The organism is Kiloniella laminariae, from assembly GCF_027214005.1.
Classification (GTDB): Bacteria; Pseudomonadota; Alphaproteobacteria; order Kiloniellales; family Kiloniellaceae; genus Kiloniella; species Kiloniella laminariae_A.
In genome coordinates this window covers 539414-560659 of sequence record NZ_JAPWGY010000003.1, presented here as the reverse complement: position 1 = coordinate 560659, position 21246 = coordinate 539414, and the positions used below count along the sequence as shown (strand labels likewise).

Annotated in this window: 19 protein-coding genes; 12 read left to right on the top strand and 7 right to left on the bottom strand. The window is 52.1% G+C overall.

Annotated features, from left to right (window positions below):
• Window positions 1-15: 15 nt before the first annotated feature.
• On the bottom strand, window positions 16-885 hold the full coding sequence (locus O4H49_RS11670; protein WP_269423594.1) for a DUF1223 domain-containing protein: 870 nt from the start codon (window positions 883-885) through the stop codon (window positions 16-18).
• 117 nt (window positions 886-1002) lie between these two features.
• Entirely contained in the window at window positions 1003-3681 is a 2679-nt protein-coding gene (gene acnA / locus O4H49_RS11665; RefSeq protein ID WP_269423593.1) for an aconitate hydratase AcnA, read from the bottom strand.
• Between the two features lie 313 nt (window positions 3682-3994).
• Between acnA and O4H49_RS11660 the strand changes: the two genes are divergently transcribed.
• From O4H49_RS11660 to O4H49_RS11650, 3 genes are all read left to right on the top strand, one after another.
• Entirely contained in the window at window positions 3995-4528 is a 534-nt protein-coding gene (locus O4H49_RS11660) for a c-type cytochrome (RefSeq protein ID WP_269423592.1), read from the top strand.
• A 109-nt stretch (window positions 4529-4637) separates the two neighbouring features.
• Window positions 4638-5987, top strand: a complete 1350-nt coding sequence (gene hemN, locus O4H49_RS11655) for an oxygen-independent coproporphyrinogen III oxidase (protein WP_269423591.1) — start codon at window positions 4638-4640, stop codon at window positions 5985-5987.
• Window positions 5988-6158: 171 nt separating this feature from the next.
• Window positions 6159-7358, top strand: coding sequence for an NnrS family protein (locus O4H49_RS11650; RefSeq protein WP_269423590.1), 1200 nt, complete (start codon window positions 6159-6161; stop codon window positions 7356-7358).
• Between the two features lie 64 nt (window positions 7359-7422).
• Here O4H49_RS11650 and O4H49_RS11645 read toward each other — a convergent pair whose 3' ends face one another.
• The 3 genes from O4H49_RS11645 to O4H49_RS11635 form a co-directional block, all read right to left on the bottom strand.
• Entirely contained in the window at window positions 7423-7728 is a 306-nt protein-coding gene (locus tag O4H49_RS11645) for a hypothetical protein (RefSeq protein WP_269423589.1), read from the bottom strand.
• A 229-nt stretch (window positions 7729-7957) separates the two neighbouring features.
• Window positions 7958-8107 (bottom strand): hypothetical protein, encoded by a 150-nt coding sequence (locus O4H49_RS11640; RefSeq protein ID WP_157230773.1) that lies wholly within the window; start codon window positions 8105-8107, stop codon window positions 7958-7960.
• 397 nt (window positions 8108-8504) lie between these two features.
• Complete coding sequence (locus O4H49_RS11635) at window positions 8505-9842, bottom strand: aspartate aminotransferase family protein (protein WP_269423588.1); 1338 nt, start codon at window positions 9840-9842, stop codon at window positions 8505-8507.
• A 242-nt stretch (window positions 9843-10084) separates the two neighbouring features.
• Between O4H49_RS11635 and O4H49_RS11630 the strand changes: the two genes are divergently transcribed.
• Complete coding sequence (locus O4H49_RS11630; RefSeq protein WP_269423587.1) at window positions 10085-11293, top strand: PQQ-dependent sugar dehydrogenase; 1209 nt, start codon at window positions 10085-10087, stop codon at window positions 11291-11293.
• A gap of 76 nt (window positions 11294-11369) precedes the next feature.
• Entirely contained in the window at window positions 11370-12335 is a 966-nt protein-coding gene (locus O4H49_RS11625) for a homocysteine S-methyltransferase family protein (protein ID WP_269423586.1), read from the top strand.
• A 72-nt stretch (window positions 12336-12407) separates the two neighbouring features.
• Here O4H49_RS11625 and O4H49_RS11620 read toward each other — a convergent pair whose 3' ends face one another.
• On the bottom strand, window positions 12408-13328 hold the full coding sequence (locus O4H49_RS11620) for a LysR family transcriptional regulator (protein WP_269423585.1): 921 nt from the start codon (window positions 13326-13328) through the stop codon (window positions 12408-12410).
• 109 nt (window positions 13329-13437) lie between these two features.
• Between O4H49_RS11620 and O4H49_RS11615 the strand changes: the two genes are divergently transcribed.
• Complete coding sequence (locus tag O4H49_RS11615; protein WP_269423584.1) at window positions 13438-13629, top strand: hypothetical protein; 192 nt, start codon at window positions 13438-13440, stop codon at window positions 13627-13629.
• Window positions 13630-14170: 541 nt separating this feature from the next.
• Here O4H49_RS11615 and O4H49_RS11610 read toward each other — a convergent pair.
• Window positions 14171-14386 (bottom strand): hypothetical protein, encoded by a 216-nt coding sequence (locus tag O4H49_RS11610; RefSeq protein ID WP_269423583.1) that lies wholly within the window; start codon window positions 14384-14386, stop codon window positions 14171-14173.
• Window positions 14387-14694: 308 nt separating this feature from the next.
• Here O4H49_RS11610 and O4H49_RS11605 point away from each other — a divergent pair, with 308 nt between their 5' ends.
• From O4H49_RS11605 to O4H49_RS11580, 6 genes are all read left to right on the top strand, one after another.
• A complete protein-coding gene (locus tag O4H49_RS11605) occupies window positions 14695-15675 on the top strand; it encodes a GAF domain-containing protein (RefSeq protein WP_269423582.1) in 981 nt (326 codons plus the stop codon).
• 205 nt (window positions 15676-15880) lie between these two features.
• Window positions 15881-16489, top strand: coding sequence for an SRPBCC family protein (locus tag O4H49_RS11600; RefSeq protein WP_269423581.1), 609 nt, complete (start codon window positions 15881-15883; stop codon window positions 16487-16489).
• A gap of 132 nt (window positions 16490-16621) precedes the next feature.
• On the top strand, window positions 16622-17089 hold the full coding sequence (locus O4H49_RS11595; RefSeq protein ID WP_269423580.1) for a (2Fe-2S)-binding protein: 468 nt from the start codon (window positions 16622-16624) through the stop codon (window positions 17087-17089).
• Between the two features lie 2 nt (window positions 17090-17091).
• Window positions 17092-19443, top strand: coding sequence for a xanthine dehydrogenase family protein molybdopterin-binding subunit (locus O4H49_RS11590; RefSeq protein WP_269423579.1), 2352 nt, complete (start codon window positions 17092-17094; stop codon window positions 19441-19443).
• Window positions 19444-19458: 15 nt separating this feature from the next.
• Window positions 19459-20238: an FAD binding domain-containing protein gene (locus tag O4H49_RS11585; protein ID WP_269423578.1), complete on the top strand. Its 780-nt coding sequence runs from the start codon at window positions 19459-19461 to the stop codon at window positions 20236-20238.
• A 69-nt stretch (window positions 20239-20307) separates the two neighbouring features.
• Window positions 20308-21243 (top strand): AAA family ATPase, encoded by a 936-nt coding sequence (locus tag O4H49_RS11580; protein ID WP_269423577.1) that lies wholly within the window; start codon window positions 20308-20310, stop codon window positions 21241-21243.
• Window positions 21244-21246: the final 3 nt, after the last annotated feature.

Sequence of the window (21246 nt, the reverse complement as noted above, 5' to 3'; positions counted from 1 at the left end):
GAAACGCCCCCCTGTCTATTGCGGGTCCTTTCGAAGTACAGCCCCCAGAACACTGTTTGTACCCTTCTCTTGAAGAAGAAACGCATAACCCTGTTTTGGATCAAACCCTGACAAAACCCGATCAAGAGGAAGTAACCTGTCCCGACCATTCCATTCAACAACCGGGGTCAAGCGGCGTACAACGTGGCGATTGATCAGCAACAATCCGTCATTTTCTCCCCTGCTGATATTGGTTTCATGCTTGTGGTCAAAAGTTGCCAACCATAATGTCACGCCTTGCGCTTCTGGTAATTCGCCTTCAAAAACGAGCGCATCACCACCTCCTGCGCCGTGATCAGACCTGATCTGGAGTTTGGTCGGCTTCTCCTTCCTTGCTGCGGCTTCAATTGCCAACAGAACATCTCCCCTGCGTGATCCAACCATTTCATCCACACCATCAACCACAATCTGCGGGGTATAGACATAGCGTAGTGCCAGTGCCTGTGCGTATCGCCGTTGTCTTGCCGTGGCCTCAGGACTGGAGAAAGGATCTTTCCAGCCGATATAATCCCAATAGTCCACATGATAGGAAAGCACGATGATACCCGGCAGGTCAGCCAATTCGTTAAGCAAGGCATCTGCTGGAGGGCAAGAGCTGCACCCCTGAGAGGTAAAAAGCTCGACAACAACGGGAGAAGTCCTATCCGGAATTCCGGCAGGAAGTTCGGATGCCTCGGCAGCCTGGGTAACGATCTGCCCAAGCCCAAGTCGGGCTTCTGCTTCTGCAATCTGTTCGGCAGAAGGTCCCCTTACAGCCTGATAGATCCAGGCCGAAGAAAGCCCAAGAATAACAGCCATAACCTTGGCAACGGGATGTTTGAGCAGGGGTGAAAAAGAGTGTTTCATCTGCCCAGATTAAGCTTGGGCCCTCTGCGACACCAGTCACTCACCTTCAAGTTTGCGCGATCAAAAAAGGCAGCCGGGAAATCCCGGCTGCCTTTTTTACGAGTAATGAAATCGCCGTCAGGCGGCGTCGTTCATCAGGTTACGCAATACGTAATGCAGGATTCCGCCATGACGGTAATATTCCACCTCATCAGCCGTATCAATCCGGCAAAGAAGCTTGATATTTTCTACAGAGCCGTCCGGACGGCTGATCCGGCACTCCACATCCATCCCCGGCTTGATGCCATCCGCAATTCCGGACAGATCAATGGTCTCATCACCGGTGATCTTCAGACTCTGTCGGGTCATACCGTCTTTGAACTGCAGCGGCAGAACGCCCATACCAACCAGGTTGGAACGGTGAATACGCTCGAAACTCTCGACAATAACCGCTTTAATGCCCAGCAAACGGGTTCCCTTGGCGGCCCAGTCACGTGACGAGCCCATACCGTATTCCTTGCCGCCAAAAACAACCAGCGGCGTCTCGTCAGCCATGTACTTCATGGCTGCATCATAGACCGGCATGGTCTCACCCTTGTACTTGGAGAAGCCACCCTCGATACCGTCAACCATCTCGTTCTTGATCCGGATGTTGGCGAAGGTACCGCGCATCATCACATGATGATTGCCGCGACGAGAACCGTATGAGTTGAAATCAACCGGACGAACCTGATGCTCTGTCAGATAACTGCCGCCCGGGCTGTCTGCCTTGATCGAACCAGCAGGTGAGATATGGTCAGTTGTGATGTTATCTGCCAGGACCAGCAAAGGCCGCGCACCAGTGACATCGCTGAAACCACCAGCTTCGCGGCTCATCCCTTCAAAAAATGGCGGATACTGTACATAGGTGCTCTGGTCATTCCAGTCATAGGTCAGACCGGTAGCTGTTTCGATCTTCTTCCACTCTTCCGGACCTTCAAAGACGTTACTGTAGCGGTCTTTGAACATCTCCGGTGTCAGAGCATAGCCGGATACTTCAGCGATTTCCTGAGAAGACGGCCAGATATCCTTGAGATAGACATCCTTGCCTGCCTTGTCCTGACCAATCGGGTCGTTCAACAGATCAAGCGTGACATTCCCGGCGAGAGCATAGGCAACCACCAGCGGAGGGGAAGCGAGATAGTTCAGACGGGTCTGCGGGCTGACACGACCTTCAAAGTTACGGTTACCAGAAAGAACCGCAGCAACCTGCAGGCCTTCCTTGTCAATCGCATCGATGTATTCATCAGCCAGAGGACCGGAGTTGCCGATACAGGTCGTACAACCATACCCGACAAGGTCGAAACCGAGTTTGTTGAGGTAATCCTGCAAACCGGCTTTTTCAAGATAATCAGTCACAACCTGTGACCCCGGTGCCAGTGAGGTCTTGACCCATGGCTTGACTGTCAGACCAAGTTCATAGGCTTTCTTCGCAACCAATCCCGCACCGATCAAAACAGATGGGTTCGAGGTATTGGTACAGCTGGTGATCGCGGCAATCATTACATCGCCGTGATTCAGGCCATAATCCTTGCCTGCAACAGCCGCGGTTTTGGTGATGTCTTCACCGACAGCTTCCTTAATCGTCGCAATCGATTTTGAAGCCAGGTTGCTGAGCGAAATTCTGTCTTGAGGACGTTTTGGCCCTGCCAGACTCGGCTCAACGGTAGAAAGGTCAAGTTCCAGCGACGCGGTAAAGACAGGATCAGGTGTGTTGGTTTCGCGCCACATGCCCTGTGCCTTGGCATAGGCCTCGACCAGAGCGACACGGTCTTCATCACGACCAGTGAAACGCAGGTAGCGAATGGTTTCCGCATCCACCGGGAAGAACCCGCAGGTCGCGCCGTATTCCGGTGCCATATTAGCAATGGTTGCCTGATCTGCCAGTGTCAGATTATCAAGGCCGGAACCGTAGAATTCGACAAATTTTCCAACCACGCCGTGAGCACGCAGAATTTCTGTAATGGTCAGAACCAGATCAGTCGCGGTTGTACCTTCTTTCATTTCGCCGGTCATTTTCATACCGACAACCTCAGGAATCACCATGGAAACCGGCTGTCCAAGCATGGCGGCTTCGGCTTCGATGCCCCCCACGCCCCAACCGAGAACTGACAGGCCGTTGACCATCGTAGTATGCGAATCAGTACCGACCAAAGTATCCGGATAAGCGATGGTCACACCCTCTTCTTCCTTGGTCCAGACCACCTGAGCCAGGTTTTCGACGTTCACCTGATGACAGATACCGGTTCCCGGAGGAACAACCCGGAAGTTATCAAAGGCTTTCTGACCCCAGCGCAAGAAAGCATAACGCTCGCCATTTCGCTCGAATTCCAGATCAACGTTTTTCTGGAACGAGCCGGGACCACCATAGGAGTCGACCATAACCGAGTGATCGATCACCAGATCAACAGGGGACAGCGGATTGATCTTTTTTGGATCGCCACCCATATCGACCATGGCCTGACGCATGGCCGCCAGATCGACAACAGCAGGAACACCTGTGAAATCCTGCATCAGAACGCGCGCAGGGCGATAGGCAATTTCACGGTCCGAACGGCAATCTTTCAGCCAGCTGCCCATGGCCTTGATATCGTCAACGGTCACACTGCGATTATCTTCAAAGCGCAACAGATTTTCGAGCAGAACTTTCAGGGAAAACGGCAGACGAGAAATGTCACCGAGTGTTTTCGAAGCTTCCTCCAGGCTGTAATAGTCATAGGCTTTGCCATTAACTTTAAGCTGGCGACGGGTTTTCAGGGTATCCTTACCAAGAGCCAATTTAGTCTCCTTCGGCTGGTATGCTTCTCTCCAGATGGGGCCTCTTCACGTAGAAAGAGAATCCAGCTCCCGAAAGAGTGGCTCTCAACGATCCGGCCTTCTCATCAAACGTAACTCATTGAAGTTAAAATACGCCTTTAACGACAAAAATCAATATATGCCGCACCGCAAAAATAAGAAAAATTAAGTTTCTTAATAAGTAATCACTAATATTAAAATAAGCATTTACTGCTTGAGCTTCCCCCAACTGGAACAACTATGGTCCTGACCATAAATTTCGATCCACTTCACATTGGCAAATATAGAGACCGCTATGGCAGAAAAACCACCCCAGGCTGCACGATGGACCCGATCCAGTGTCTTGGCCGCCTGCTTCGTCACAGTCTTTGTCCTATCCGGCCTTGTTTATTTAATGAACCGGGGCTTCAGAACCGAAGTCGAACAGTCAAACAGTGAACCACTCGCTTCCTTTCCCGCCCCGAATCCGGCGAATCAAGCGCAGGTTTCTCTAGGTCAGGGTATTTATGCCGAACAGTGTGCTTCCTGCCATGGCCAGAACCTGGAAGGAGAACCCGACTGGCGATCTCCCCGTTCGGACGGCACGCTTCCTGCTCCCCCACATAACGAGGATGGTCACACCTGGCATCATCCCGACAATCTGCTATTTCACATCACCAAATTTGGTGGCGCAGCTGTTGCTCCAGAAGGGTTCATCAGCCGCATGCCTGCTTTCGGGGACAGTCTCACAGACGAGGAAATTTCCGCTACCCTGGCCTACATTAAAAGCCGTTGGCCCCAAGAAGTTCAGCTGCGTCAGAGACAGATCACGGCAAAAAGCACTCAATAGCCACGTCCAGAAGTATTGATACGAAAATAATCAGGAATAAAAGAGCCCAAACCGCCTCGCTTGACATAAATCAAGGCTCCGACTCAACAGCTCGGATATTTCTGCTTTCATGAAAACAGAAACCATACAGAAATACGACCGCGGTGTACCTCGTTATACGAGCTATCCAACGGCACATCTTTTCCAGGCAGGCTTGAGCGAGGCTACCTATCGGGAATGGCTTGCCGCTGTCCCCGAAGAGATGCCCCTGTCTCTGTATGCCCACATTCCTTATTGCGACAGTCTTTGCTGGTTCTGTGGTTGTCACACCAAGATAACCCAGAAATACAAGCCTATCCGGGAATATCTGGCTGTTTTACAAAAAGAAATCTCGATGACTGCCGACGTCATGGGAATGGGACGACCCGTCAGCCACCTGCATTTTGGCGGCGGCAGTCCGACCATTCTCATTCCAGAAGATGTACGTGCGCTCTTCGGAACCCTGCGGGAAGCCTTCCGCTTTACAGCTGATGCCGAACTCGCGGTTGAAATCGATCCCCGTGATATGTCCCGGGAAGCAATCAATGCCTGGGCGGAAAGCGGCATCAACAGGGCCAGTCTTGGTGTCCAGGACATCCAGCCCAAGGTACAACAGGCCATTAACCGGATCCAGAGTATTGAACAAACGGCGCAGGTTGCTTCCTGGCTGCATGAGGCCGGAGTCCATGGAATCAACATGGACCTGATGTACGGCCTGCCATACCAGACTGTGGAATCAGTGCTTGAAACCGTCCGCCAGGTCATGGAGATGGCACCCGAGCGTATAGCACTTTTTGGTTACGCTCATATTCCAGCACTCAAACCTCACCAGCGCCTGATTCCGGAAGAGGTTTTGCCAGATTTTAACGAACGTTTTGAACAACAGGAAGCTGCCGCAGAGTTACTCGGCTCCTATGGATTTGTCCGCATCGGCCTTGATCACTTTGCCAAGCAGGACGATCCGATGGCCATTGCTTTTGCCAACGGCACCCTGCGCCGGAACTTCCAGGGCTATACCACCGACAAGGCCGAAGCCATGATCGGCTTTGGTGCCTCCTCCATCGGGTGCCTTCCTGCCGGTTTCATCCAGAACCAGGTGCCGATCACCACCTATAAAAGCACAATCAACAAAGGCAATTTTGCCGTTCTGAAATCAATTCCTTTCCAGGGTCAGGACAAACTGCGGGCGGCCATCATCGAGCAACTCATGTGTTATCATCAGGTTGATCTAGCCCCTCTGTGTAAACAATACGGCTGTTCCACCGACCTGTTCCTCTATGAGTTTGACCAGTTACAGGATCTTGCCAACGATGGCATTGTCACTCTGGATGGCAGTTTGATCTCGGTCACCGACGATGCCCGTTCTCTGGTTCGGACAGTCTGTGCCGTGTTTGATGAATACCACGGACAGAGGGACCGGGCCTATTCCAAGGCTGTCTGAAGCACGTTCAACAACAAGCGCCCGACAGGATCGCTGCTGCTCATTTCCACTGCTCCCGGAGCAGGAACAATAAGTCGCAGCCAGTCCCTCTTGTACTTTCTACAGGCCCATGGTGAGATGAAATTTATTAGATGCATTTAATATGCTTCTTAATTTTTTACGGGTGACCAAATGGACACAGTCATGCAAAGCGCGGCGGCGCCTCTCTGGAGAGCAGGTTTCAGGCCGTTTTTTCTCTCCGCAGCAGTTTATGCACTGCTGGCTTTGTTGCTCTGGATATTGAATCTTACAGGTCTGCTCGAGGTCAACTCCCCGATTCCTGTCTCCCTGATCCATGGTCACGAGATGATATTTGGGCTCGGAACTGCCGCTGTGGCTGGCTTTATCCTTACAGCCATGCCCAACTGGACAGGAACAACGCCGCTTTCCGGCCTCCCTCTTGCCGGGCTCTATAGCCTCTGGTTAGCTGGACGCGTTGCCCTATGGTCAGGCCCCCTTTTGACTTTGGAGGTTGTGGCGATCCTCGACCTGCTTTTTCTTCCGGTCCTGGCTGGCCTGACAGCGCTAACACTTTATAAATCAGGTAACTTCCGCAACCTGGTGCTCCCTTGCGTGTTTCTGCTTTTAGCTGGTTGTAATCTGCTGTTCTATCTCGCAGAACTCGGATTTGTCTCGCTCAGCCCTCGCGCCCCCCTGGAAGCCGCCATTTCCATTCTGCTGGTCCTGATCACAATCATTGGCGGCAGGATCATTCCTGCCTTTACCCGGAATGCCTTACAGAAAAAGGGGGAAATGATTGTAATTGCAACGCCGCCCCCCCTGACCCTGCTCTGTATTATCGGGACTGTCCTTATGGTTCCGGGCGATCTGTGGTTCTCAGAGATCTCTCCCGAGGCATTTGCCATCTACTGCCTGCTTCTTTCCCTTTTACATTTTGCCCGGCTCGCCTTCTGGAAGGGCTGGCGTACCCTTGGCGATCCACTGCTATGGAGCATGCATCTGGGATATCTCTGGCTTCCCGCCGGGCTGCTGCTCAAGGCGTTCGGTCTCCAGCAGTACGGCTATTTCTGGGAAGGTGCACTCCATGCCCTCACTGCAGGCTCCATCGCGACAATGATCCTCATCGTCATGATCCGGGCTGGGCTGGGACATTCCGGCAGAGCCCTTACCAGTACCAGAGTTCTAACCCTTGCTCTGGTTTTCCTCAGCCTTTCCGCACTCTTTCGGGTTCTGCAAAGCTTTTTTGACGGGAACTGGACAACGCACCTTCTGCACTGTTCAGCTCTGCTCTGGATTCTGGCCTTTGGCCTCTATGTGTTCTACTTTTTCCCGATTATGTTCCAGCCGCGCGCTGATGGCAAAACCGGGTGATCCCGAAATAAAACACCGGCCAAAGGACAGCCAGAACCAATCCATTGCAACCCGGACTCGGGGGTTACTTCCCCTGCACCATCAGCAAATCTGAATGGATTGGCGGGATCGCTTGCTGCTCTTTGGTTCCAGAGCTTGCCACTTTTTGACTCCAGTCGGACCCACGGCGCAGCAATTCAGCTGCACCGACATTTTTTTCTCCCATCAAAGAATTGCTCAGACGGGCATAAATCACGCCGTCCACGTGAGATCTGTATACGTCCGTCACCAACCAGTCCTGGAGAAAACGGGTCCGTTTTGAATAGACTTCCCCGACCTGGGGGAGTTTTTCAGTTTCCGGTAATTTTTTACCTGATTTGAGCATGGCCATAACACATCTTTCTGTTGTCTCGATATCTGGTAAGCATGCTCAGAAATTATGGAAGCAACAGGTCTGCTTCAAGGCCGTGAGAAGGCTGCAGGAGCCTTTACATATCTTTATCACCCTATCGACACACAACGGCCCCAGCGCCGCTGGTTGCGACAGAACCCCAAAAGCAAAACCCGCAGCAAAGCGGCGGGTTTATCTCTCGTCAATCCTTCAGGTCGAACAGAAGCCGTCAGCTCTTTGGTGGAGCTGCCATCTTGCGTAACCAGTCAGATCCCCGGCGCGTCAGTTCAACAGCGCTGACAGACTTGTCACCAATGTTTTTATTGCGCAGACGGGCATACATCAGTCCGTCGATGGCTGATTTGTAAACTTCAGTCACGACCCAATCCTGATATGAAGCATCCCTTTTTGAAAAAACATCACCTATTTCAGGCATGCGCAAAGACTCTCTCATCAATAGCTCTCGATATGGCTTTCAGGATCATTCCTGTCCTGATACTCCGCCCTCACCAATCGATCAAACGATTAGATAACAATTATCGTAAAATCTCGATTTTAAACAAGACAATCATGTGATGATTTGAAGATAATTTAAGGCTGAGCAGAAGGTATGAAGGGATCGCCTTGATTACAAGCGTATAAAAAAGATTTCCACAGGCATCCCCCATTTGACACACCGGTTCGGAAAAAGGAAATAGCTGCTAAAATTTCAGGAAGGAAGAAAAGCGCCGAGTCTCGATGACCTCGACGCTCCTGATCCTTACCATCACACAGGTTTAGACTGTATCCGTTAATGGCAGCTCCCTGACTTCGGATAAACTGCTGTGAAAACGATCAAGAAAGTCATCACAAAGCTGCTGATCATGCGCGATCGACAGATAAAGCTTGGTCCCCATTGGATTGAGGAAAATACCGCGGCGGAACAGCGCCAGCATCATTGCCCGCCCCTTTTTTTTATCACCTTGCGCGGTAGAACGATAATTGAATACGGGCTGATCAGTGAAAACAATCTGTGCCAGAGGGCCGTCACCGATCACCTGCGCCGTCTCCCCCAGATCTTCAATAATCAGCCGCATTTCCTTGCGCAGATATCTTCCTCTTTCAAACAGACCTTCATATATTCCCGGCTGTCGATATACCGACAGCGCCGCATTTGCTGCAGCCGTGGAAATCGGGTTTCCGCCAAGCGTAGAAGCCATCCAGACATAGTTATCTTGCCCGATATAGTGCTCATTCACATGATCCATGATGTCAGCCCGCCCTCCGAATGCCCCGATGGGGTACCCCCCACCAAGCGCTTTTCCATAGGCCACCAGATCTGGAATAACGCCGTATTTCTCTTGCGCGCCGCCATAGGCAAGACGAAAGCCCGTGACCACTTCATCAAAAATCAGAGGAATGGTGTATTCATCGCAAAGCTGACGTACTCCCTCAAGGAAACCTGGCAAAGGCGGCGTACAACGCTGTAGCGGCTCCATCAATACACCCGCCAGATCGTTCTGATTATTGGCAATAATCTGGCGGGTTGTTTCCAGATCGTTATAGGGGGCAACCAACAGATTTTCCCGGGCCATTGGAGTCCCGGCCGATGTTAATTCCGGTGTCGGGTAGGGCAGATTCTGATGTGGAAAAAGCGATGTTACGCCTGCTTCATTGGCACCGTGATATGCCCCTTCAAATTTGAGGATTTTAGGCTTGCCAGTAAAGGCTCGGGCCAAGCGCTGACAGTACATGGTCGCCTCGGTACCGGATGCACAAAATCTCAGGCGATCAACCGCGGGTGACAATCGCTGGATCTCTTCCCCCAGTTCCAGTGCATGGCGATTGAGATAGGAAAAATTCGACCCCAGTACCGCCTGCTCACGGACCGCCTCGACAACTTCCTCTCTGGCGTGTCCAACAAGGCAAGATCCCCATCCAATAGAAAAATCAAGATATTCCCGGCCAGTACTATCCCATAGTTTCGCTCCCTTACCCTTTTCCAACATCATCAGTGTTTCAGGCGGGAAGCCAAATTCGCCATTGGAAATCCCCGCTGTGAAGATGCCCAACGCTCGTCCGGCAATAGATTGTTTCTGCTTTCCTTCTGCAAGATTGTCTTTTTTCCGGGTCATGGCTCTCTCCGCTGATCTGTTAGATTAAGGAACGGGTGGGATCAGAATTTAATGGAATATTTCTGTTCTCTCCCCGGTTTAAGCCGCCTGAAGAGAGCCAACAATTTAATAAAACTGCTAAATCTTCCAAAAAAAATTATCTTCACGAAAATCTGTTCAGTCAAAGTTTCGGAATCACTCATATTTCCTTTATCCTTATGTACAAGCTTCTGCCCTATTGATCCGGTTCCCGGGAGTATCCAATGCCATTCTTTCAGCGACAGAAACTGACGCCCTCTTTTTTGATCAAGCGGTTGTCCCTCTCGTTTCTGTTCACCTTTTTTTGCTTGAGCCTTGTTCAGGCTAACTCGGGAAACAGTTACGCAGCCGAGAAAACCCTCGCTCCAGGAGAGGTGATGGCAACCCTCCGCAGTGAACGGGAAAATTTCAGGCTTGTTCGCCTGGCACAAGGGCTGAAAAATCCCTGGGGAATGGTTTTCCTCCCTGATCAGAGCTTGCTGATCACAGAACGCGGCGGACAGTTTTTCCTCTATAAAGCCGGGCATCTTGAAAAAATCACCATGCCCCCCCTGCCTGACCTTCACGTCCGCGGACAGGGCGGATTGCTTGACGTTACCCTGCACCCTGATTTTGCAACCAACCACCTGATTTATTTCACCTATAGCCACAGCCTTGCTCTTGGCTCAACCACAGCAGTGGCCAGAGCTAGACTGGAACAAAACCAGCTGCGGGATGTACAAACAATTTTTATCGCCCGAACGGATTCCAGTGCCAGTATCCACTTCGGCTCCCGCTTGCTGTTTGATCGCCATGGCTATCTGTTTGTGACGATTGGCGACAGGGGAAACCGCGACAGCGCCCAGCAACTAACCCTCCATTCCGGAAAGGTTCTGCGGCTGACAGACGAAGGAAAAGCTCCCCCTGACAACCCTTTCTCAGACAACAGTGACGCCCTTGCGGAAATTTTCAGCTTGGGGCATCGAAATCCGCAAGGCCTGGCCCTGCACCCTGATACGGGCGAACTCTGGCTTAGCGAACACGGCCCAAAGGGCGGTGATGAAATCAACCAGCTTATTGCCGGGGCCAACTATGGCTGGCCGGTGATTACCTATGGCGAAGAATATTCTGGGGGCACAATTGGTAATAAAGAGCATCCCGACATGCAACAGCCCCGGCATCAATGGACACCCTCTATTGCCCCTGCCGGGATCACTTTCTACAACGGAACAGCTTTTCCGGGCTGGCGGGGCGATCTCTTAACGGCTGCTCTTAAATTCAGGATGCTGGTCCGTCAGCGCTATACCACCAATGGGGATATCACTGAAGAAGAACAGCTAATCCCCCATAGAATTGGCAGGATCAGGGCCATAAGCCAAGGCCCCGACGACTTGATCTACCTGCTTAGCGATGAAAGCAAGGGGGGACTCTATCGCCTGGAACCATTGAAATGAGTTCCTATACCCTTCTCAAATAATCCACACCCCGGATAACCAACAACGGCAACTGGACAGGAATAGAGAAACTTAAATGCAGGCCAGATACAGACAAAAACTCCCCCAGCTTGGCAGCGACCTTTTTCTTACAGATGCCGGCCTGGAAACTGATCTTATATTTAATCACGGTATCGAGATAAAAGGCTTTGCTGCCCACACACTTCTCCCGAAGCAAATGGGCCGACTTGCCCTGACAAACTATTATCGTGGTTTTCTGTCCCTCGCCCAAGTGATGGATACCGGCTTTATTCTCGATGGACAAACCTGGAAAGCACACGCTCACTGGGCGAAGGATCTTGGGGAAAGCCTTGATGATCTAGGGAAGGCAAACCGTGAATCTGTGGTCTATATCGCCGCGCTTAGGGATGAATACAGAGACAATCGGCAGCCAATTGTTTTAAACTGTTCTCTCGGCCCCAAAGGTGACGCCTATGCTCCTGATTACACAATAAGCAAACGCGAGGCGGAAGATTACCACAGCCAACAAATCTCCTGGTTATCGGGTACTCAGGTCGACATGATCACCGCCATGACTTTTACCCAGGCCGAAGAGGCAATTGGAGCCGTACGGGCTGCGCAAAAAGCCGGTTTACCCATCGCGGTATCGTTTACCTTGGAAACAGATGGCTTTTTGCCAACAGGACAGAGTCTGCAAGACGCGATTGAGCAGGTAGATCTGGAAACAGGGACTACAGCTATTTATTTTCAGATCAACTGCGCTCACCCTGATCATTTCCCCGCTTCCCTCATGACAAAAAAGCTTAAAGACCAAAACTGGGCGAAGCGGATCAAAGGTATACGCTGTAATGCGTCACGCATGAGTCATGCGGAATTGGATAATTGCACTCTACTCGATTCAGGTGATCCAGATGAACTGGCGAAACAATACCAGGCTATCTATTCCCGGATGCCTTGGCTCAACATCTTTGGCGGCTGTTGTGGTTCAGATCTGCGCCACGTCACCGAAATTGCCAAAGCTTTAAAACCAGCCAAAGCTTAAACAAACAAGCCCGCGCCCCTCTCGCCATAGTCTGACTTGATTTTAGACTGATCGGTCAGGTATGCCGTTTCCCTACGCCAGAGAAATACCTTCGTCCCAATAGGGTTCACTGCCAAACTTGCTTTCGAGAAAATCAATAAAAGCACGACTCTTGGCTGGCAGGTGCTGGCGGTTGGGATAGAGCACATAAACCGCGGCGCTTGGCAGTTCATAGTTCGTCAAGATGGGTATCAACAACCCCGCCTTCAGTTCTTCGGCGATGTCCCAGGTTGATTTGATCGCAATTCCGATACCTTCCTTTGCCGCATCGCGAAGGATCTCCCCGTTGTTGGTTTCAAGTGTACCCCGAACCTTCACAGAAATCTCGCCCTCGGCACTCTTGAAATGCCAATGGTCATGTACTCCGCCAGGATACCCCAGGACCAGACAGTTATGTTTTTCCAGATCTTTGGGATGTCCGGGAACTCCCGCCTGTGCAAGATAGTCAGGCGAAGCACAGACAACCCGGCGGGCCGGGCTGAGTTTCCGGGCAATGAGGCTGCTGTCCTGTAACTCACCGGTCCTGATGGCAAGGTCAAATCCATGGTGAACCATATCGACGATCTGGTCGCTTAAACTGATCTGAATCGCAACCTCAGGATGCAATTTGAGAAACTCGGGCAAAAGGCTGGAAATATGCTTTCGTCCAAAGGAAGCCGGTGCCGTTATTCGGAGCGTACCTTTGACATGCCCAGTAACACCGGAAAGAGCAGCTTCAGCATCGGCAATATCCTCAAGGATAACCTTGCAGCGGGCAAAATAGCCCGCTCCCTCATCAGTCAGGCTCAAACGACGTGTCGTCCTGTTGAGCAACCGAACATCAAGTCGTTCTTCAAGATTGGCAATCCGCTTGCTTACCACTGCAGCAGAAAGGTTGAGATTCCGCCCGGCAGCTGTCATGCCGCCAGCTTCAACAACCTCAACAAAAACGGTCATGTCACTGATTATATCCATAGCATTATCAAAATATACGAAACAATCCTTCTCCAACAAGAGATATTATCATTTTGCAGAAAAGGCGCATATTGAGAACAACGGCTAACTATCTGAAAGGATCAAGCCAATGAAATACCAGAATCTGAATAATGACGCTTTTGATTTTTCTGCTGCTGATATGGAACAGCACATCCTTGCAGCACGCCGCATGCGCTCTGCAGAAGCTCACAGGATTGTTGCAAAACTGCTCCATCTGCTGGCTTCGCCATTTGTCGGCATGAAAACACGCTACGTCCTTGCTCTGACAAGAACAGCCTGATTCAGCTAAAGCACCAGATTACAACCCCTGAAGCCTCCCACAAGTATGCTTCAGGCCCGTTCCTAGAACGCTCTGTGTTGCCCCTGATTGTAAAAAAGAGAGTCTAACGGCTCTCTTTTTTTGTTTGTCTAAACGCTTGGAACTAGCAGTTCAGGCGAAGTTTCTGCCCTCCCCCCAAATAGTTCTTCTGACTGGTAATTTTGTCTCGGATTGACATTCGCAATAAACAATCATAAATTGAAAGAACAACAGACAAAGACTCCAGTGATTGAATTTTTTCAATCCAAATCAAATGCCACTGTGTCTTGAGAACTGTGTCTGGAGACAGGTAACAGGAGATAAATAGGAATTTGGAACTGTTTCACCGCCGCCAAAAAGCACCCCGAGCGCGAGAACAGGTTTCATAAAAGAGCATCTTACCCCGATGCAAGGGTCCGGGCCTCACGCTTTAGACGAGAACCTTCCCCCCCTGAGTATCCGCACCCGCCTTGACCAACCGGTTTCTCCCGGTTGGTCTTTTTTTTTCGTTACTCGTAACCTGTTAATCGCGGTGCATAAACATATCTGTTGCACCAGCGGGACGGTCTTGATCCTGTTTGGTCCGGATTATCCGAAAGAGTTTCAGCGGATCTTTATAACTGCGCTTCTGACGCTCCAGCATTTCTCGGCGAAAGAAAAAATATCCATGATTTCCTTCAGGTCTGGCTGCATCCTGCGTCGTTCTGAATTGAGCATAAAAGCGATGATTTTTTTCCATCGTAAGTTCCTCGCTTATGACAATGGTTAATAAACATAGCACATTCTGACGAAAAATTCGACCTGGCCAATCAAACGCCCCCGCCATTTAACCTCAAAGCCGCAGCCGGTTGCATTATATATTAAAACAGCTCAACCAAATCTCCCCATTATTCCAATGCACTAGTTTTATGAAAGCAGGCATGCCGTAAAACCCATTTGAAGGCGAGGCAATCTTTGTTATTATAATGCACAAAAACCCGGCACATTTAAATTAATCAAAACAAAACAGCGTGTTATCGGGAAATAAAAATACACAGGGAGAAACGCTTGAAATCCGCGCCGAGCCACGCGGAGCGTATTGAAAACGCGATTGCGGGCAACAAAGCAGCACAGCACTTCTTTATCGCATCCTGGCAGCGATCCATGATGCTGCACAGGCTCGACCCAGAACAGCCCCGTTCCCCGGAAAGACTATCTGACCCGGAACTCCGACAAGCTCGCGAACGCGTTGCGCCCCTTATTCGCATCGCTTCTGACATGCTTGACCGTCTTTATCTTGCCGTTGGCGGCATGGGATGTTGCGTTTTGCTCTCTGATGCCAATGGTATTCTTTTGGATCGACGCGGCGCGGCGGCTGATGAAACGACTTTTGACAAGTGGGGACTGGGAGCCGGAGCAATATGGAGCGAAGTGAGCGAAGGCACGAATGGAATTGGCACCTGTATTGCCGAAGAACGCGCCTTGACCATCCACAAAGACCAACATTTTCATAGCAAAAACACCCTGTTATCCTGCACAGCTGCCCCTGTATTTGATCAAACCGGGAAACTGTTGGCCATCATTGATGTCTCTTCCTGCCGGGCAGATCTCACCGAGAGTTTTTCACGGCTGATTTCTCTTGCCGTTATTGATGCCGCGCGCAGTATCGAAACTGAATACTTCCGCTATAATTTCTCTGTCTCCCGCATTCTCCTCGCGACCCCGCAAAATGAAATGAGCTCCGTCCCTGTCAGTCGGCAAAGCCCCGCGCTTATAGCAGTAGATCAGGATGACCTCGTCATCGGCGCGACACGGAGTGCCCGGACGCTTTACGGCTTGCGTGACAAGGATCTGGCGCGGCCTCTTCCCCTTTCAACGCTCTATGGGCTTGAAGTCGATGAGGCCCGGGACTACCAGCTTGTGGGGCGGCGCACGATCCAGAACGCCCTCGCACGTTCCGGGGGAAACGTAACAGCAGCAGCGCGGGCTCTGGGGATCAATCGCGCAACGCTCCACCGCAAGATCAAGCGGCTTAAACTGGATGCCTGAATAGAGGCAATATTCTTTACCGGATTAACTGTCGCAATTTCGCGACACTATCAGAAGCCATTTGTAAACAGCGTTAAAACTGGCGGTGACATCGAATTACACTCCTGTGTACGCTGCTTGCTGTAAATGAGTTTGAAAACAAAAATCCTCAAGAATAAATTCCGGACAAAAACCGGGACCAGAACAAACAGTCAGGCACAGTAAAATGGAAATGGAAGGGCAACAGCTGATCCCCGCTTCCCAGAACAGAGTATGGGAAGCCCTGAACGACCCGGAGATTCTTCAGCGATCCATCCCGGGCTGTGACAGCGTTGAAAAAACGTCCGACACGGAACTCCAGGCCAGCCTGACCGCAAAGGTCGGCCCGGTAAAAGCCAAGTTCAAGGGGCAGGTGACACTTTCTGATCTTGATCCACCGAATGGCTACACCCTCACAGGAGAGGGCAAGGGAGGTGCAGCAGGTTTTGGCAAGGGACAGGCCAGGGTCACTCTCGAAACACAGAATGGACAAACCCTCCTGACCTACAGTGTAAACGCCAAGGTCGGTGGCAAACTCGCCCAGATCGGCTCTCGTCTGGTGGATGCCGCTGCAAAAAAAATGGCCGATGATTTTTTTGCTACCTTTACAGAGATTGTCGGCGAAATCGACCTTGAAAATCAGCCGAAAAACCTGAGCGGCGTTGTATCCAGCACTTCCGCCGACGCTCAGGCAGACACACAAAAACCCTCCACTGCCGGGGGGACAGGTTACACCCCCTTTTACTGGATTGCCGCAGCAATCCTGATTGTTGTGGCTGTTTACCAGCTGAGCTGATCAGCTCGGGCGACCCGCAACGTATTACTTCCGGTATCCCCTGAAAACGGGCCGATACCTTCGCCCCCTCGGGCACGTAGACCAACAAGCAGTAAATGCCCGGCTACGATATCATGAACAGGAGAGAAACCGATGCCAACGGTATCCATGACAGTAAATGGCAAGCCAGTGACGGCCGAGATCGCGCCAAATACACTGCTTGTTTCCTTTCTTCGAGAAAATCTCAGACTGACCGGCACCCACGTCGGCTGCGACACCAGCCAATGCGGTGCCTGTGTGATCCACATAGACGGCGAGAGCGCAAAAGCCTGCACCGTGCTTGCCCTACAGGCCAACGGTGCAGAGATCACAACCATCGAAGGCCTGGCCAAAGGCAATAACCTCCATCCAATGCAAAAGGCCTTTCAGGAAAATCACGGCCTGCAATGTGGTTTCTGCACAACCGGCATGATCATGAGCGCCGTTGATCTGGTGAAAAAACACGGAAAACCGGACGACGCGACCATCCGGAAAGGCCTGGAAGGCAACATCTGTCGTTGCACAGGTTATCAGAACATCGTCAAGTCCGTGAAAGCGGCTGCACAGGAAATGGAGGGCTGATCATGGGAACACAAACAGGTATTGGCGCTTCGGTCAAACGCAAGGAAGACAAACGCTTTATCATCGGCAAGGGACGTTATCTCGACGATATTTCCCGGCCAGGCCAGACCTATGGCTATTTCATCCGCTCTCCTCATGCCCACGCAAAAATCACCAGCCTTGATTCAACTGCTGCGCTGAAAGCCCCAGGTGTTGTTGCCGTTCTGACAGGACCGGACATGCAGGCTGATGGCATCGGCCCGCTGATCTGTGGCTGGGGCATCACCTCCAAAGACGGCACCCCGCACAAAGCCCCTGCCCATCCTGCGCTGGCAATTGGCCGGGTGCGGTATGTTGGCCATCAGGTCGCCCTTGTTGTGGCAGAAACCCTGCAACAGGCCCGTGATGCTGCCGAACTGGTTGAAATCGAGTACGAAGAACTTGATCACGTTATCGAAGTCGGTGATGCCCTTGCAGCAGGTGCACCACAGATCCACGATGACGTCCCCGGGAATCTTTCCTTCGACTGGGAACTTGGTGACCGCGCCAAAACCGATGGTGCAATCAGCGCCGCGCATCATGTCACCCGCATGAAGCTACGCAACAACCGCCTGATCCCCAACGCCATGGAACCTCGGGCAGCCCTGGGTGATTACGATTCAGGAACAGACGAGATCACCCTCTACACTACCAGCCAGAACCCGCATGTTCACCGTCTGGTGCTGTCGGCTTTCAATGCCGTTGCCCCTGAACATAAACTGCGGGTTATCGCGCCGGATGTAGGGGGCGGTTTCGGCTCTAAAATCTTTATTTATTCCGAAGAAACCGTCTGCGCCTGGGCAACCAAAAAGCTCAACCGCCCGATTAAATGGACAGCAGAACGCTCTGAATCCTTCCTCAGTGATGCCCATGGTCGCGACCACGAAACCTTTGCCGAGATGGCATTTGATGCCAACGGGAAAATTCTCGGCCTCAAGGTGTCGACCAAGGCAAACGTCGGCTGTTATCTCTCGACCTTCGCTTCGGCCGTGCCAACCTATCTCTATGGCACGCTTTTAAGCGGACAATACACGATCCCGGCAATCTATTGTGAGGTTCAGGCAGGTTTCACCAACACGGCTCCGGTTGATGCCTATCGCGGTGCCGGACGCCCCGAAGCCACTTATGTCGTAGAACGCATGATTGAAATCGGCGCCCGGGAAATGGGCATTGATCCAGCGGAAATCCGCAAGCGCAACTTCATTGCCCCCGATGCCTATCCTTATGAGACCCCGGTGATCATGACCTATGACAGCGGTAACTATGCCCTGGCCATGGACAAGGCGCTTGAGGCAATCGACTATAGTGGTTTTGCCGCACGCAAGGCCCAGTCACAGACAAAAGGCAAACTGCGCGGTATCGGATTTTCTGCCTTTATCGAGGCCTGTGGCATCGCGCCATCCGCGGCAGTTGGCTCGCTCGGAGCTGGTGTAGGGCTCTGGGAATCAGCCCAGGTGCGTTTCAACCCGACTGGAAGTGTGACCGTCTTTACAGGCAGCCACTCTCACGGACAGGGGCATGAAACCACTTTTGCCCAGATTATCTCGGACCAGTTGGGCGTCCCGATTGACCAGGTCGAAATTTCCCACGGCGATACGGGCAAGGTTCCTTTCGGGATGGGCACCTATGGTTCCCGCTCACTCGCCGTCGGGGGATCGGCGATCATGAAGGCTATCGACAAGATCGTCGAGAAAAGCAAGAAAATCGCCGCACACACTCTCGAAGCTTCTGTCGAGGATATCGAACATTCTGGTGGCGTTTTCAAAGTCGCAGGTACGGACAAACAGATGACCATGGCCGAGATCGCCTTCTCTGCCTATGTGCCGCACAACTATCCTGCCGATGTCGAGCCTGGGATGGACGAGACCGCCTTCTATGATCCGTTGAACTTTACCTTCCCGGCAGGAACACATATTGCCGAGGTGGAAATTGATCCGGACACCGGAACGACAGAAATCCTCGACTGGGTTGCCGTCGATGATTTTGGCAATGTCATCAACCCGATGATTGTTGAAGGACAGGTTCACGGTGGCATTGCCCAGGGGATCGGGCAGGCCTTGCTGGAAAACTGTGTCTACGACAAGGAAAGCGGCCAGCTCCTGACCGGTTCCTACATGGATTATTGCATGCCGCGGGCCGATGATCTGCCGACCTTCCGGGTCCAGACTATCAACACCCCCTGCAAAACCAATCCACTGGGTGTCAAAGGCTGTGGTGAAGCCGGTGCCATCTCTGCCCCTGCGGCATTGATGAACGCGATCACCAATGCTCTTGGCAAGGAAATCGACATGCCTGCAACGCCGGAAAAGGTCTGGCGCGCAGCACAGGGCCTGTAAAGGGAGGAACAGCAAATGTATCATTTTGAATACCAGCGTCCAGCAACTCTGGACGAAGCCGTTGCCCTCCTCAAGGAGGACTGCAAGCTACTCGCCGGTGGGCAGACCCTGCTCCCCACAATGAAACAACGCCTGGCTCAACCCGAGATGCTGGTTGATCTTGGCGCAATAGAAACCCTCAGGGGGGTCTGCCCCGATGATGACAAGCTCGCCATCGGGGCCATGACAACCCACGCCGAGGTTGCCAGCAAAGCCGATATCCCTGCTCTTGCCTGTCTGGCAGCAGGCATTGGTGATCCACAGGTACGCAACCGGGGAACCATCGGCGGTTCGGTTGCCAACAACGACCCCGCTGCGGATTACCCTGCTGCGGTGCTTGGCCTCAATGCCCAGATCACGACAAACAAACGGGTTATCGCTGCGGATGACTTCTTTGTTGATCTGTTCGAGACCGCTCTCGAAGAAAACGAGATCATTATCAATGTGACCTTCCCCCGCCCTCAGGCCGCTGCCTATGTCAAGTTTGACAACCCGGCATCCCGCTATGCCATCGTTGGTGTATTTGTAGCAAAAACCGGGGGTGGCGTCCGGGTCGCAGTCACAGGGGCCGGGCCTTGTGTGTTCCGCCACAAGGATCTGGAAACGGCCCTGACGAGTAACTTCTCGGCTCAATCCGTCGATACCGTCACCGTTTCCGCTACAGGCCTGAATAACGATCTTCACGCCTCGGCCGAATACCGGGCCAATCTGATTAAAGTCCTGACCAAACGAGCTGTCGCCCAGATCGGCGGCTAGGTTGCCTGTACCGCTTTCTGTGTTTGCACAGAAAGCGGTTTTCTTTTTTGTTCAGGCAGGAGTACCACGATGCCAGACCTCTCCCGGAGCACGCTTCCAGCATCCGTTGATGAAACCTTCCAACAGCTTAGCGAAGGGCGCTATGTCGCCGACAGATCTCTGGCGACGGTATTGTTTCTAGCTCTGAAAATGCAACGTCCGCTGTTTCTCGAAGGCGAAGCCGGTGTCGGGAAAACCGAAATCGCCAAGGTTCTTTCGACAACGCTGGATCGTCCCCTGATCCGCCTGCAGTGTTATGAAGGCCTGGACATCAGTTCTGCTGTTTACGAATGGAACTATCCGCGCCAGATGGTCGAGATCCGCATTGCCGAAGCAAGTGGGCAAACCGATCGAAAAGCCCTGACCCAGGATATCTTCAGACCGGAATTTCTGATCAAACGCCCCTTGCTCGAAGCCCTCGAAGGCCAGCCCGGACAAAGTCCGGTTCTGTTGATCGATGAACTTGATCGCGCCGACGAAGCTTTCGAAGCCTATCTACTGGAAATTCTGTCCGATTATCAGGTTACCATCCCCGAACTCGGTACGATCAAGGCAAGCGAGCCGCCGATTGTTATCATTACCTCGAACCGGACCCGGGAAATTCACGATGCCTTGAAACGGCGCTGCCTTTATCACTGGGTCGATTATCCTGATGCCGCGCGGGAGCTCTCCATCCTCAAAATAAAGGCTCCGGAAGCTGCCGAACAGCTCAGTCAACAAGTTGTCCTTTTTATTCAGGAGCTTCGCCGAAATCCGGATATTTTCAAACAGCCTGGTATCGCCGAGACCATCGACTGGACCCAGGCGCTCACCCAGCTCGACTGTGTTTCACTCGCCCCGGAATCTGTGACCGACACGCTCGGGGTTTTGCTGAAGTATCAGGATGACATTGCCAGAATACAGGGAACCGAAGCCGCCCGGATCTTGAAACGGGTCGAAAGCGAGATGGCTCTGACCGGAACCTGAACC